Source organism: Pseudoalteromonas sp. KS88 (genome assembly GCF_004766475.1).
In the GTDB taxonomy this organism is placed as follows: Bacteria; Pseudomonadota; Gammaproteobacteria; order Enterobacterales; family Alteromonadaceae; genus Pseudoalteromonas.
Genome location: NZ_PYHV01000025.1, coordinates 1 through 14,712 on the forward strand (window position 1 = coordinate 1; position 14,712 = coordinate 14,712).

Here is a 14,712-nt window from a genome sequence, read left to right on the forward strand (position 1 = left end):
ACTTGTGAAGTTGAGATTGTGATACCACGCTCGCGCTCTTCTGGAGCGTTATCGATTGCTGCGAAGTCTTTAGCTACACCACCGTATACTTTTGCAAGTACGTTAGTGATTGCTGCAGTTAGGGTAGTTTTACCGTGGTCAACGTGGCCGATTGTACCAACGTTTACGTGCGGTTTTACGCGTTCAAACTTTTCTTTTGCCATCTTAAAAAATTCCTATAAAGAAATTAAAGGTCGAGCTCGTTATTGAGCCAAACCAAGCTAAAAATTACTTAAGTGCGAGCTGCAATTATTTTATCTGCAACATTTTTAGCGGCTTCAGCGTACTTCAAAAACTCCATGGAGTATGAAGCACGGCCTTGTGTTGCAGATCGCAGATCAGTTGCATAACCAAACATTTCAGAGAGCGGAACTAAAGCGTTAACTTGTTTAAGTCCACCTAGCGCTTCTTCCATGCCTTCGATCATGCCTCGACGACGGTTTAAGTCGCCAACTACATCACCCATGTTTGCTTCAGGAGTGAGTACTTCAACCTTCATCATTGGCTCTAAAAGTACAGGGTTTGCATCAAGTGCACCCTGCTTCATTGCCAAAGAACCTGCTATTTTAAATGCCATTTCATTCGAATCTACATCATGGAATGAACCATCATATAAAGTCGCTTTCACGCCAAGTAACGGGTAGCCTGCCAGCACACCTTGAGCCATTTGCTCTTGGATGCCTTTATCTACCGCAGGGATGTATTCTTTTGGAACTGAGCCACCTACGGTTTCGTTAACAAACTCGTAAATTGGTGCTTCATCATCCGAAATATCCATCGGTTCAAGTTTAAGCCAGACGTGACCATATTGACCACGACCACCTGATTGACGTACGAACTTCCCTTCTACCTTAACGGTATCACGGATAGCTTCACGGTAAGAAACCTGCGGCTTACCAACGTTACATTCAACACTGAATTCACGTTTCATACGGTCGACAATGATATCGAGGTGAAGTTCACCCATGCCAGAAATTATAGTCTGACCTGACTCATCATCAGTTTGTACGCGGAAAGATGGATCTTCAGCCGCTAGTTTACCTAGTGCGATAGCCATCTTGTCCTGGTCAGCGATTGTGCGAGGCTCAACCGCAACAGAGATTACTGGTTCTGGGAATTCCATACGCTCAAGCGTAATTTTAGAATTCGGATCACACAGTGTTTCACCTGTTGTTACGTCTTTAAGACCAATAGCCGCCGCGATATCGCCTGCGTGGACTTCTTTGATCTCTTCACGTGAGTTTGAATGCATCTGAACGATACGACCAAGGCGCTCACGCTTACTTTTTACTGGGTTGTAAACCGCATCACCCTGTTTAACAGTACCAGAGTAAACACGGAAAAAGGTTAAAGTACCAACGAACGGGTCTGTTGCAATCTTAAAAGCAAGTGCAGCAAACGGTGCGTTGTCATCAGCAGGACGCTCTTCCTCAGTGCCATCTTCAAGAATACCTTGAATTTGTTTCACTTGTGTTGGTGCAGGCATATATTCAATAACGCCATCAAGCACAGCTTGAACGCCTTTATTTTTAAATGCGCTACCACACGTCATCGGGACGATTTCGTTAGCTAATGTACGCTGACGCAAAGCTGCTTTAATTTCAGCTTCGCTCAGGTCTTCACCTTCCAAATACTTATCCATTAGTTCTTCAGAAGCTTCTGCAGCACTTTCAACTAAGTGAGAGTGCCATTCTTCAGCGAGCTCTTGAAGTTCTGCCGGTATTGCCTCATAAGAGAAAGTCATGCCCTGGTCTTCAGAATTCCAGTTAATCACTTTCATTTTTATAAGGTCAATTACACCTTTAAAGTCGTCTTCAGCGCCAACTGGCAGCTGAATTGGAACAGGCGTTGCTCCAAGACGAGATTTCACCTGGCTAACAACCGTTAAGAAGTCAGCGCCCGTGCGATCCATTTTGTTTACGAAGATCATTCTCGGAACTTCATATTTGTTCGCTTGACGCCAAACTGTCTCAGTTTGCGGCTGTACACCTGATGAAGCACAAAGAACAACTACCGCACCATCAAGTACACGTAAAGAACGTTCTACTTCGATAGTGAAATCTACGTGTCCTGGAGTATCAATAATATTGATACGATGGTCGTCAAATTGCGCGTCCATCCCTTTCCAGAAACACGTTGTTGCAGCAGAAGTGATTGTGATACCACGCTCTTGTTCCTGCTCCATCCAATCCATAGTTGCGGCGCCATCATGCACTTCACCGATCTTATGTGAAAGACCTGTGTAAAACAGAACACGTTCTGTTGTGGTGGTTTTGCCTGCATCTACGTGAGCAACAATACCGATATTGCGGTAGCGCTCAAGTGGAGTTGTACGTGCCATATGATCCTCTTAAAGGTTAAGGGCAGATTACCAACGGTAATGAGCGAATGCTTTATTCGCTTCAGCCATACGGTGAACGTCTTCACGTTTCTTAACCGCAGTGCCTTTATTATCAGCAGCGTCAACGATTTCTTGAGCTAAACGTAAGCCCATAGATTTTTCGCCACGCTTACGTGCAGCGTCTACTAACCAACGCATACCTAATGCGTTACGACGAACTGGACGTACTTCAACTGGTACTTGATAAGTTGAACCACCAACACGGCGAGATTTAACCTCTACCTGTGGACGGATGTTATCAAGTGCAGACTCAAAGATTTCAAGGTGCGATTTGCCTGATTTCTCAGCAGCCACATCTAGCGCACCGTAAACGATTTTTTCAGCAGTAGATTTCTTGCCGTCTAACATTACGATGTTAACGAATTTTGCAAGAAGTTCCGATCCGAACTTAGGATCTGGAAGAATTTTACGTTGACCTATTACGCGTCTTCTAGGCATTTTGTATCTCCGGTTTATTCAGGTTTGTCCTTTTGGAACAATAACCCAAAACAATAATTAATAATATTTAGTGCTTGGCCTTACTAACGGAATACAATTAGCCCTTAGGGCGTTTTGCACCGTATTTAGAACGAGCTTGACGACGGTCGCTTACGCCTGCACAGTCAAGTGCACCACGTACAGTGTGGAAACGCACACCTGGTAAATCTTTAACACGACCACCACGGATTAGGATTACACTGTGCTCTTGAAGGTTATGACCTTCACCACCGATGTATGAAGTTACTTCGAAACCGTTAGTTAAACGTACACGAGCTACTTTACGTAACGCCGAGTTTGGTTTCTTAGGTGTAGTTGTATATACGCGAGTACATACACCACGCTTTTGCGGACACGCTTTAAGCGCAGCTGAGTTACTTTTAGTAACCTTGCTACGACGTGGCTTACGCACTAGCTGGTTAATAGTTGCCATTTAAATAGCTCCTGAAATTAAAATTACTACTGAAAAAATAAAAAAATCCGCCCTTTTTACAAGCTCGTAACAAACGCGCAGGTAAATGGGTGGCGGAATTTTAATGAGCAAAGTTTAACCTGTCAACATAAACCGTTAGCAAGGCAGAAGATAACTGCCTTGCTAAAATCTAATCTATTGATTAGATTAAGTTTATTGATTTCCAGATAAATCAGCGTTTAAAGCATCTGTTAGTGCTTGAGTCGCCTCTTCTGCACTTACTGTTTGCTCTTCAACAACTAAACTTTGCTTACGACGTGCCATACGATCTTGGTGATACGCAAAACCGGTACCGGCTGGGATCAAACGACCCACGATTACGTTTTCTTTCAGACCGCGAAGTTCATCGCTCTTACCATTTACAGCGGCTTCTGTTAGGACACGAGTTGTCTCCTGGAACGAGGCTGCTGAGATGAAAGATTCTGTGGCTAGTGACGCTTTAGTGATACCCATTAACTGGATTTCAAATTTAGCTGGTAACTTGCCTTGAGCTTCAAGGTCGCGGTTTGCGATATTAACGCGTGCCACTTCAATTTGCTCACCGGCTAAGAATTCACTATGACCGCCGTCAAGGATGGTACATTTACGTAGCATCTGACGAATAATTGTTTCAATGTGCTTATCATTGATCTTAACGCCCTGCAAACGGTAAACCTCTTGCACTTCGTTAACGATGTAGTTAGCAACATGAGTCACACCACGTAGGCGTAAGATGTCGTGTGGTGATTCAGGACCATCGGCGATAACTTCACCTTTAGACACTTGCTCACCTTCAAACACGTTAAGTTGACGCCACTTAGGGATCATTTCTTCGTAATGATCGCCTTCAGGTGGAGTGATAACTAAACGCTTCTTACCTTTAGTCTCTTTACCGAAGCTAATAGTACCTGTGATCTCAGCTAAGATAGCTGGCTCTTTTGGCTTACGCGCTTCAAATAAGTCGGCTACGCGTGGTAGACCACCCGTGATATCACGAGTTTTCGAACCTTCTTGCGGGATACGTGCTAACACGTCACCCGGGTTTGCAGTCGCACCATCTGTAACTTCAATCGTAGTGAATGAAGGAAGACGTGTTTCTTGCAAGCCGCGCTCTTCACTTTCAATGATAAGCTTAGGCTCTTTCGCATTCGCTTTAGCAAGATCTTTAACAACGATACGAGTTAAACCGGTTAATTCATCAGTTTGTGTCTCTGTATTCGAGTCATCGATATCGCTGAACGATACTTTTGATTTATGTTCAAGAACGATTGGGTGACTATGCGGGTCCCAAGTAGCAACAATGTCGTTACCTTGAACTTCTGCATTGTCTTGCACTGTTAATACCGCACCGTAAGGTACTTTATAACGTTCTTTTTCACGACCATAGCTATCAATGATAGTGATCTCAGTAGAACGTGAGGTAATAACAATCTTACCGTCTGTATTTAATACATATTTTGCGTTATGAAGCTTTAATGTACCGTTAGTTTTAACTTGTACATTATTTTCAGCAGACGCTCTTGATGCCGCACCACCGATGTGGAAGGTACGCATCGTAAGCTGAGTACCTGGCTCACCGATTGATTGAGCTGCGATAACACCAACTGATTCACCTGCGTTGATGATATGACCACGAGCAAGGTCACGACCATAACACTTAGCACATACACCAAAGTCGTTATCACAGGTGATAACTGAGCGAACGCGAACTTCATCCACTGAGTGTTCTTCTAAAAGATCACACAGTTTTTCATCAAGCATGATGTTACGCTCAACCAGAACAGTATTAGTGCCTGGGATCACAACATCTTCAGCAACAACACGACCTAAAACACGTTCGCGAAGTGCTTCTACAACGTCACCACCTTCGATAAGCGGTTTCATTGTTAAGCCATCTTCTGTGCCACAATCGTCTTCGTTGATTACCAAATCTTGTGCAACGTCTACTAGACGACGCGTTAGGTAACCCGAGTTCGCTGTTTTCAGTGCTGTATCGGCAAGACCTTTACGCGCACCGTGCGTTGAGATGAAGTACTGAAGTACGTTTAGACCTTCACGGAAGTTAGCCGTGATTGGTGTCTCGATGATTGAACCATCTGGACGTGCCATTAGACCACGCATACCTGCTAGCTGACGGATCTGAGCGGCACTACCACGAGCACCTGAGTCGGCCATCATAAACACTGAGTTAAATGACGGTTGCTCTTCTTCTTCACCTTTAGCATTGATAACCGTGTCTTTTGACAAGTTGGCCATCATTTCACGTGATAAGTTTTCATTTACACGTGACCAGATATCGATAACTTTATTGTACTTTTCACCAGCCGTTACAAGACCTGATTGGAATTGTTGGTTGATTTCAGTCACTTCAGCTTCTGCTGCTTCAATGATTGATGCTTTAACTGGTGGGATAACTAAGTCATCGATACCAATTGAAACACCTGACTTCATTGCGTAGTGGAAACCGGTGTACATAACTTGGTCAGCAAACACAACCGTGTCTTTTAGACCTAAACGACGGTAACACTCGTTTAATAAGCTAGAAATCTGCTTTTTACCTAATGCTTGGTTGATTGACTCAAACGGCATACCTTTAGGTAAAATTAGAGACAAAATTGCACGACCAACAGTGGTATCGATGATAGTGATAGTATCTTCTACTACACCATTTTCGTTCTTCACTGATTGGCTAATACGAACTTTTACGCGAGCGTGAAGTTCAGCATTGCCACTGCGGTATGCTTTTTCTGCTTCTTTTGGATCTTTAAATACAGTGCCTTCGCCTTTCGCATTAATGCGATCACGCGTCATGTAGTAAAGACCTAATACAACGTCCTGTGAAGGAACGATGATTGGCTCACCGTTAGCAGGCGATAAGATGTTGTTTGTTGACATCATTAACGCACGTGCTTCAAGCTGTGCTTCAATCGTTAACGGTACGTGTACCGCCATTTGGTCACCATCGAAGTCGGCGTTGTATGCCGCACATACTAATGGATGCAAGTGGATTGCTTTACCTTCGATAAGCACAGGCTCAAACGCTTGGATACCCAAACGGTGAAGTGTTGGTGCACGGTTAAGTAATACTGGATGTTCACGAATTACTTCGTCTAAAACATCCCATACTTCCGGAACTTCACGCTCTACCATTTTCTTAGCAGCTTTAATTGTCGTAGCCATGCCGCGACGCTCTAATTTGCCATAGATGAATGGTTTGAATAGCTCAAGTGCCATCTTCTTAGGAAGACCACATTGGTGAAGCTTAAGCGTAGGACCAACCGTGATTACAGAACGGCCAGAGTAATCTACACGCTTACCAAGTAAGTTCTGACGGAAACGACCTTGCTTACCCTTGATCATATCAGCAAGAGATTTAAGCGGACGCTTGTTAGAACCTGTAATTGCACGACCACGACGACCGTTATCAAGTAGCGCATCTACCGCTTCTTGTAACATACGTTTTTCGTTGCGTACGATAATGTCTGGTGCTGCTAAATCTAGTAGACGCTTAAGACGGTTATTACGGTTAATAACACGACGGTAAAGGTCATTTAGATCTGAAGTCGCAAAACGGCCACCATCTAGTGGTACTAATGGACGTAAGTCAGGTGGCAATACTGGAAGTACTGTCATGATCATCCACTCAGGGTTATTACCTGATTGGTGGAACGATTCCATTAATTTAAGACGTTTAGTGATCTTCTTACGCTTAGTTTCAGAGTTAATTGTTGGTAACTCTTCACGCATTTCAGCAATTAATTGGCCAAGATCAAGTTCACGAAGCAAGTCTAATACTGCTTCAGCACCCATCTTCGCTTCAAATTCGTCACCGTGCTCTTCAAGTGCATCTAAGTATTCTTCTTCACCTAGTAACTGACTACGCTCAAGCGTTGTCATACCTGGTTCAGTTACAACGAATGACTCGAAGTAAAGAACACGTTCAATATCACGAAGTGTCATATCAAGCATTAAACCGATACGTGACGGTAATGATTTTAAGAACCAAATATGCGCAACTGGGCTTGCCAAGTCGATGTGACCCATTCTGTCACGACGCACTTTAGTTAGTGTTACTTCAACGCCACACTTTTCACAGATCACACCACGGTGTTTAAGGCGTTTATATTTACCACATAAACACTCATAATCTTTCACTGGACCGAAAATACGGGCACAGAATAAGCCATCGCGCTCAGGCTTGAAAGTACGGTAGTTAATAGTCTCAGGTTTCTTTACTTCACCGTATGACCATGAACGAACCATGTCTGGTGAAGCAAGACCAATGCGAATTGCATCGAATTCTTCGGTCTTATTTTGTTGCTTCAGAAACTTAAGTAAGTCTTTCACCTTAGCTCTCCTGTCGGAGTTAATCTTGAGGGCGGATAATCTCGCCCCTACATTCTATTCGGCCGTAACAGGTGCTGTAGCTAGCTACAGCACCTAATTGGCTAATTTTCTTCCAACTCGATGTTGATACCCAGTGAGCGGATTTCTTTCAACAATACGTTGAACGATTCTGGCATACCTGGTTCCATCTTATGGTTACCATCAACGATGTTTTTATACATCTTAGTACGACCGTTCACGTCATCCGATTTCACTGTTAGCATTTCTTGTAGAGTGTAAGCGGCACCGTATGCTTCAAGTGCCCATACTTCCATCTCACCGAAACGCTGGCCACCGAACTGTGCTTTACCACCCAGCGGTTGCTGAGTAACAAGGCTGTAAGAACCCGTTGAACGCGCATGCATCTTATCATCAACTAAGTGATTCAGTTTCAGCATGTACATGTAACCTACAGTTACTTGACGTTCAAACTCGTCACCAGTACGGCCATCATAAAGTGTAACCTGACCACTTCTTGGGTAGCCACCTAACTCAAGCATGTCTTTGATTTCGTCTTCTTTAGCGCCATCAAATGCAGGAGTAGCGATTGGTAAACCACCTTTTAAGTTTACAGCTAAGCGACGAACTTCATCATCAGAGAAGCTAGCAATGTCTACTTTTTGACGGCAATCACCGATCTCGTAGGCTTGCTTGATGAATTCACGTAACTCATGCAGCTCACGTTGTTCTTTCATCATTTCTTCTAGACGTTCACCGATACCACGTGCAGCTAGACCCATATGTGTTTCAAGGATCTGACCGATGTTCATACGTGATGGTACACCTAGTGGATTCAATACGATGTCTACCGTACGACCTTTTTCATCGTATGGCATATCTTCTACTGGTACGATAGTCGAGATAACACCTTTGTTACCGTGACGACCCGCCATTTTATCACCCGGTTGGATGCGACGTTTAACAGCAAGGTATACTTTAACAATCTTAAGTACGCCTGGTGCTAAATCATCACCTTGAGTGATCTTACGACGTTTGTTTTCAAACTTCTTATCGTATTCAGCTTTAAGCTCATCGTACTGTGCAGCTAGTTGCTCAAGCTCAGCTTGCTTATCTTCTTCAGCAAGGCTTTGAGTGAGTAGCTTCTCAGCATTCAGTGTCGCTAATTGTTCTTCGTTTTGACCAGCAGCCACAAGTAACTTGCGAGCACGGTCTAACACGCCTGCTTCAAGAATACGGAATTCTTCGTTAAAGTCTTTTTTCGCATCACGAAGTTGCATTTCTTCAACTTCTAGCGCGCGCTTGTCTTTTTCAACACCATCACGGGTGAAGACTTGCACGTCAATTACAGTACCAGTTACAGAGTTTGGTACACGTAATGAGCTGTCTTTAACGTCAGACGCTTTCTCACCGAAGATAGCACGCAGTAGCTTCTCTTCAGGTGTTAATTGCGTTTCGCCTTTCGGAGTCACTTTACCTACTAGGATATCGCCGCCTTTAACTTCAGCACCGATATAAACAACGCCTGATTCATCAAGCTTGCCTAGTGCAGACTCACCCACATTCGGGATATCTGCTGTGATCTCTTCAGGACCTAACTTAGTATCACGGGCAATACACTGTAGTTCTTGAATGTGGATAGTCGTTAGACGATCTTCTTCAACTACGCGCTCTGATAGTAGGATTGAATCCTCGAAGTTATAACCGTTCCATGGCATGAATGCCACGCGAAGGTTTTGACCAAGGGCTAAGTCACCTAAGTCAGTCGAAGGACCATCTGCTAACACATCGCCACGAGTAACCGGTTCACCAACCATACACGTTGGTTTTTGGTTAATACATGTATTTTGGTTAGAACGTGTGTACTTGGTCAAGTTGTAGATGTCGATACCCGCTTCACCAGGGATGCGTTCTTCTTCATGTACATTAACAACGATGCGACTTGCGTCAGCATACATTACTTCACCGCCACGTTTTGCAACAATTGTTACACCAGAGTCTTTCGCTAGTGTTAACTCAATACCAGTACCTACTAACGGCTTATCCGCTTTCAATGTTGGTACTGCTTGACGTTGCATGTTTGAACCCATCAATGCGCGGTTAGCATCATCGTGTTCTAGGAACGGGATAAGTGCGGCCGCTACAGAGATCACCTGTTGTGGTGATACATCCATATATTGTTGGTCCATGCGACCCATAAAGGTTGATTCACCTTTGTGACGACATGGAATAAGTTCATCTACAAACTCATTGGTTTCAGTTAAGTTTGAGTTCGCCTGTGCGATAACAAACTGACCTTCTTCAATGGCTGATAGGTAATCTACTTCATCAGTTACAACACCATCTACCACTTTGCGGTAAGGTGTTTCTAAGAAACCATAGTCATTTGTACGTGCGTACGTAGACAATGAGTTAATTAGACCGATGTTTGGACCCTCAGGAGTCTCGATTGGACATACGCGACCATAGTGAGTTACGTGAACGTCACGTACTTCAAAGCCAGCGCGTTCACGTGTAAGACCGCCCGGGCCTAATGCAGAAATACGACGCTTGTGCGTTACTTCTGATAGCGGGTTATTTTGGTCCATGAACTGTGATAACTGAGACGAGCCGAAGAACTCTTTAACCGCTGCCGAAATAGGCTTAGCGTTAATAAGATCTTGTGGCATGATCGCATCTAGGTCACCTAAGCTTAAGCGCTCACGTACAGCACGTTCTACACGTACTAAACCTACACGGAATTGGTTCTCAGCCATTTCGCCAACACTACGAATACGACGGTTGCCTAAGTGGTCGATATCATCAACATCGCCTTGACCGTTACGAATAGCAATTAATACTTTCATAACAGACACGATGTCTTCTTTGCTTAATGTGCCAGGGCCTGTGTCAGTGTCATAACCAACACGGCTATTGAACTTCATACGACCTACAGTTGATAAGTCATAGCGTTCTTCTGAGAAGAATAAGTTCTCAAATAAGGCTTCAGCCGCGTCTTTCGTCGGTGGCTCGCCTGGGCGCATCATGCGATAAATTTCTACAAGTGCTTCTAAACGGTTAGTGCTTGAATCGATACGTAAGGTATCTGAAATGTATGCACCGCTGTCAACTTCGTTGATATATAAAGTATCAATCTTAGTGTGACCCGCTTTTACAAGCTCAGCCATTACTTCAAGTGTTAGTTCGTCATTAGCGGTTGCAATGATTTCACCCGTTGACTCGTCAACGTAGTTCTTTGCAATAACACGGCCAATGATGTACTCATGTGGTACTTCTAACTGAGTAATGCCTTTTTTCTCAATGCTCTTGATATGACGCGCAGTAATACGACGGCCACTTTCAACCAGCACATCACCGTCTTCACCTTTAATATCAAAGGCAGCGGTTTCACCACGTAAACGTGAAGGCACAAGTTCCATAAGAACTTTACCGTCAGTTACTTCAAATGCAGTGGTTTCGAAGAACATCTCTAAGATTTCTTCAGTCGTGTACTCAAGTGCACGTAAAATGATAGACGCCGGTAATTTACGACGACGGTCAATACGTACATATAAGTTATCTTTTGCATCAAACTCAAAGTCTAACCACGAACCACGGTAAGGAATTACACGTGCGTTATATAGTACTTTACCCGATGAGTGAGTTTTACCGCGGTCGTTATCAAAGAATACACCAGGGCTACGGTGTAGCTGAGAAACGATAACACGCTCTGTACCATTGATTACAAAGGTACCGGTATCGGTCATGAGCGGAATTTCGCCCATGTAAACTTCTTGCTCTTTAATGTCTTTAACTGTGCCTGGAGCTTCTTTGTCCATTACTACAAGACGCAATTTTACGCGAAGTGGAGCAGAAAAAGTCACACCGCGAATTTGACATTCTTTTACATCGAATACTGGCTCACCAATACGATAACTTACGTATTGAAGCTCAGAATTTCCCGAGTAGCTTTTGATTGGAAACACTGATTGGAAGGCTGCTTCCAAACCGTGATCGCCATCAGCGTCCGGGACTAAGAATTTTTTAAACGATTCTAACTGCGTCGACAGTAAGAAAGGTATATCCAATACTTGTGGACGTTTACCAAAATCCTTACGGATACGTTTCTTTTCAGAATAAGAGTAAGCCATGGGGTTCCTCAGCTTGCTGATCTTTGACCCGACCTGTTCTTGTAAGAACAGACTTAACTGGCATCTATGCCAAGATGTACAACATTTAATTGTTGTTCCGAAAGACTCCCACTTCAACACTAGCAAACTATAAAGCGTTGAAATTAAAGAGAAATCCAGATTTTATTTGAGCTATAGGAATACATAACTCTATAGCGCAAAAAGGCCGGTGATTAAATAATCACCAGCCCTTGCCTGATTTCTCAGGCAGCGAACCTAGCGTGAGCTAGATTACTTAACCTCAACTTCAGCACCAGCTTCAGTAAGGTCTTTAGCAAGCGCTTCAGCTTCTTCTTTAGAGATACCTTCTTTAACTGGAGTTGGAGCAGCTTCAACAAGCGCTTTCGCTTCTTTAAGGCCTAGGCCAGTTGCGCTACGTACAGCTTTGATTGCCGCAACCTTGTTAGCGCCAGCGCCAGTAAGGATTACGTCAAATTCAGTTTTCTCTTCAGCAGCTTCAGCAGCAGGACCTGCTACCATAGCAGCTGCAGCAGTTACGCCGAATTTTTCTTCCATTGCTTCAACAAGAGCAACAACGTCCATTACTGACATTTCAGCAATTGCGTCAAGGATTTGGTCTTTAGTTACAGACATTACAAATTTCCTAATAATTAACGGACTCAAAGGTCCAAAAAAATTTTACACCGAAAGTAAGTTTAAACAGCTTAAAATTAAGCAGCTTGCTCTTCTTTCTGTACACGTACTGCTTCAATTGTTTTACACAATTTGCCAGCAGACGCTTCTTTCATAGCGCTCATTAAGCGTGCAACAGCTTCGTCGTATGTAGGTAGAGTTGCAAGCATGCCTGCATCTACTACATTGCCTTCAAAAGCGGCCGTTTTAAGCTCAAATTTCTCATTCTTTTTCGCGAAATCTGAAAAGATACGCGCAGCAGCACCAGGGTGCTCTGATGAGAAAGCGATTAAGCTTGGACCAACGAATGAATCAGAAAGGCACTCAAAATCTGTTCCTTCAAGAGCACGTTTTGCTAAAGTGTTACGGACAACTTTCATCCAAACACCCGCTTCGCGAGCTTCTTTACGAAGGGCAGTAATTGCACCAACTGTTACACCACGAGAATCTGCAACAACTGCAGATAGAGCACCAGTGGCTGCTTCGTTGACTTCAGCAACAATTGCTTTTTTGCCTTGAAGATTTAAAGCCATGGGTGTTACTCCTGGTTTAATGGGTTACCGTTTATCGGCTTCCCTGTTTTACTCTTCCCCATCAATAAAGATGGAGATGCTTTTTACGGCGAGAGCCAGAAGGATTAGGAAAAATCTATCTGGGGATTCACACCGTCTACGTAGGATATTAAGGCCTAAGCCCCCTACGGTCTTGGACGGAAGCCCAATTTATCGCTTTGCCAAAGGCGCACCGAAATTATGGACTTCAACCCGAATTCTTTACATTGTTGAACAATCAAATTATTCAACAAAATGGCGCGAAATTATAGTACAAATTTCACGCCATGTAAACACTTATTAAGCTACAGTTGTGCTTAATGTGTTTTGGTCAACAGCAACACCTGCGCCCATTGTTGTAGAGATGGTTACTTTCTTAACGTAAACACCTTTAGCTTGTGAAGGTTTAGCCTTCTTAAGCGCAACAATTAGAGCTTCAAGGTTTTGTTGAAGTTGCTCAGCTGTGAAATCAACCTTACCAATAGTAGTGTGGATGATACCATTTTTGTCATTGCGGTAACGCACTTGACCAGCTTTAGCATTTTTAACTGCTTCTGCAACGTTAGGTGTTACAGTACCAGTTTTAGGGTTTGGCATTAGACCACGTGGGCCTAAGATTTGACCTAGTTGACCAACAACACGCATAGCGTCTGGTGATGCAACAACAACGTCAAAGTTCATCTCGCCTTTCTTAACTTGATCAGCAAGATCTTCCATACCTACAAGTTCAGCACCGGCTTCTTTCGCAGCTTCTGCGTTAGCGCCTTGTGTGAATACTGCAACGCGAACGTCACGACCAGTACCGTTAGGTAGTACAGTTGCACCACGAACGTTTTGGTCAGATTTACGAGCATCGATACCAAGGTTAACGGCAACGTCAACACTTTCTACGAATTTAGCTGTCGCTAACTCTTTTAAAAGAGCAACTGCTTCGTTGATTTCGTAATCTTTAGTTACTTCCACTTTCTCGCGGATAGTACGCATACGTTTAGTTAATTTAGCCATTATCTTAGTCCTCTACGTTCAAGCCCATCGCACGCGCAGAACCTGCGATAGTGCGAACCGCAGCGTCCATATCAGCCGCTGTAAGATCAGGTCGTTTAGTCTCAACGATTTCTTCAAGTTGAGCACGAGTTACTGTGCCTACTTTTTCAGTGTTAGGACGGCCTGAGCCTGATTTGATGCCTGCAGCTTTCTTAAGTAAGTAAGCAGCCGGTGGCGTTTTCATGTCGAACGTAAATGAACGGTCGCCGTAAACAGAGATCACTACAGGAACTGGAGCGCCTTTTTCGATAGACTCTGTACGTGCGTTGAACGCTTTACAGAATTCCATGATGTTTACACCGTGTTGACCTAGTGCTGGACCTACTGGAGGACTAGGATTAGCCATACCAGCAGCAACTTGTAGCTTGATTAGAGCTTCAACTTTCTTAGCCATTATAAATACCTCATTAGGTGGGTCTTAGCCTTGTGCGCGCGAGGACGCGTACTCTAGCGGCTTCCCAGTTTAAAAATTGGTTTCGTACTTTTTGTAATCAATTCAAGAAACTCTATCCCTGAATACAAAAAGGCCGCTGATTATAAGTTAATCAGCGGCCTTTTTCAAGTACTATGCAAAGTAATAAATCACTTCGCATAAACTATCTA

Annotated in this window: 10 protein-coding genes; all 10 read right to left on the reverse strand. The window is 43.7% G+C overall.

The annotated features are described in order from the left end of the window. The coding region (locus tag C7Y70_RS16285) for a GTP-binding protein (RefSeq protein ID WP_245321574.1) at positions 1-203 on the reverse strand (203 nt) is incomplete at its 3' end. Between the two features lie 68 nt (positions 204-271). Beyond that, complete coding sequence (gene fusA / locus C7Y70_RS16290) at positions 272-2,380, reverse strand: elongation factor G (RefSeq protein WP_099295629.1); 2,109 nt, start codon at positions 2,378-2,380, stop codon at positions 272-274. Between the two features lie 27 nt (positions 2,381-2,407). Then, positions 2,408-2,878, reverse strand: coding sequence for a 30S ribosomal protein S7 (gene rpsG, locus C7Y70_RS16295; protein WP_004588211.1), 471 nt, complete (start codon positions 2,876-2,878; stop codon positions 2,408-2,410). Between the two features lie 97 nt (positions 2,879-2,975). Next, positions 2,976-3,350: a 30S ribosomal protein S12 gene (rpsL, locus tag C7Y70_RS16300; RefSeq protein WP_002958885.1), complete on the reverse strand. Its 375-nt coding sequence runs from the start codon at positions 3,348-3,350 to the stop codon at positions 2,976-2,978. Between the two features lie 192 nt (positions 3,351-3,542). Then, a complete protein-coding gene (rpoC, locus tag C7Y70_RS16305; protein ID WP_099295628.1) occupies positions 3,543-7,715 on the reverse strand; it encodes a DNA-directed RNA polymerase subunit beta' in 4,173 nt (1,390 codons plus the stop codon). A gap of 101 nt (positions 7,716-7,816) precedes the next feature. After that, a complete protein-coding gene (rpoB, locus tag C7Y70_RS16310) occupies positions 7,817-11,842 on the reverse strand; it encodes a DNA-directed RNA polymerase subunit beta (protein WP_099295627.1) in 4,026 nt (1,341 codons plus the stop codon). A gap of 270 nt (positions 11,843-12,112) precedes the next feature. Next, positions 12,113-12,475, reverse strand: a complete 363-nt coding sequence (gene rplL / locus C7Y70_RS16315) for a 50S ribosomal protein L7/L12 (RefSeq protein ID WP_099295626.1) — start codon at positions 12,473-12,475, stop codon at positions 12,113-12,115. A 77-nt stretch (positions 12,476-12,552) separates the two neighbouring features. After that, complete coding sequence (gene rplJ, locus C7Y70_RS16320; RefSeq protein WP_099295625.1) at positions 12,553-13,047, reverse strand: 50S ribosomal protein L10; 495 nt, start codon at positions 13,045-13,047, stop codon at positions 12,553-12,555. Between the two features lie 318 nt (positions 13,048-13,365). Then, positions 13,366-14,070 carry a 50S ribosomal protein L1 gene (gene rplA, locus C7Y70_RS16325; protein WP_099295624.1) on the reverse strand — a complete coding sequence of 235 codons (705 nt, stop codon included), beginning with the start codon at positions 14,068-14,070 and terminating at the stop codon, positions 13,366-13,368. A gap of 4 nt (positions 14,071-14,074) precedes the next feature. Beyond that, positions 14,075-14,503: a 50S ribosomal protein L11 gene (gene rplK / locus C7Y70_RS16330; protein WP_058561347.1), complete on the reverse strand. Its 429-nt coding sequence runs from the start codon at positions 14,501-14,503 to the stop codon at positions 14,075-14,077. Positions 14,504-14,712: the final 209 nt, after the last annotated feature.

Bases quoted from the DNA above. Each gene is read 5' to 3' on its own strand.
- fusA (WP_099295629.1), bottom strand. From the start codon at position 2,380: ATGGCACGTACAACTCCACTTGAGCGCTACCGCAATATCGGTATTGTT.
- rpsG (WP_004588211.1), bottom strand. From the start codon at position 2,878: ATGCCTAGAAGACGCGTAATAGGTCAACGTAAAATTCTTCCAGATCCT.
- rpsL (WP_002958885.1), bottom strand. From the start codon at position 3,350: ATGGCAACTATTAACCAGCTAGTGCGTAAGCCACGTCGTAGCAAGGTT.
- rpoB (WP_099295627.1), bottom strand. From the start codon at position 11,842: ATGGCTTACTCTTATTCTGAAAAGAAACGTATCCGTAAGGATTTTGGT.
- rplL (WP_099295626.1), bottom strand. From the start codon at position 12,475: ATGTCTGTAACTAAAGACCAAATCCTTGACGCAATTGCTGAAATGTCA.
- rplJ (WP_099295625.1), bottom strand. From the start codon at position 13,047: ATGGCTTTAAATCTTCAAGGCAAAAAAGCAATTGTTGCTGAAGTCAAC.
- rplA (WP_099295624.1), bottom strand. From the start codon at position 14,070: ATGGCTAAATTAACTAAACGTATGCGTACTATCCGCGAGAAAGTGGAA.
- rplK (WP_058561347.1), bottom strand. From the start codon at position 14,503: ATGGCTAAGAAAGTTGAAGCTCTAATCAAGCTACAAGTTGCTGCTGGT.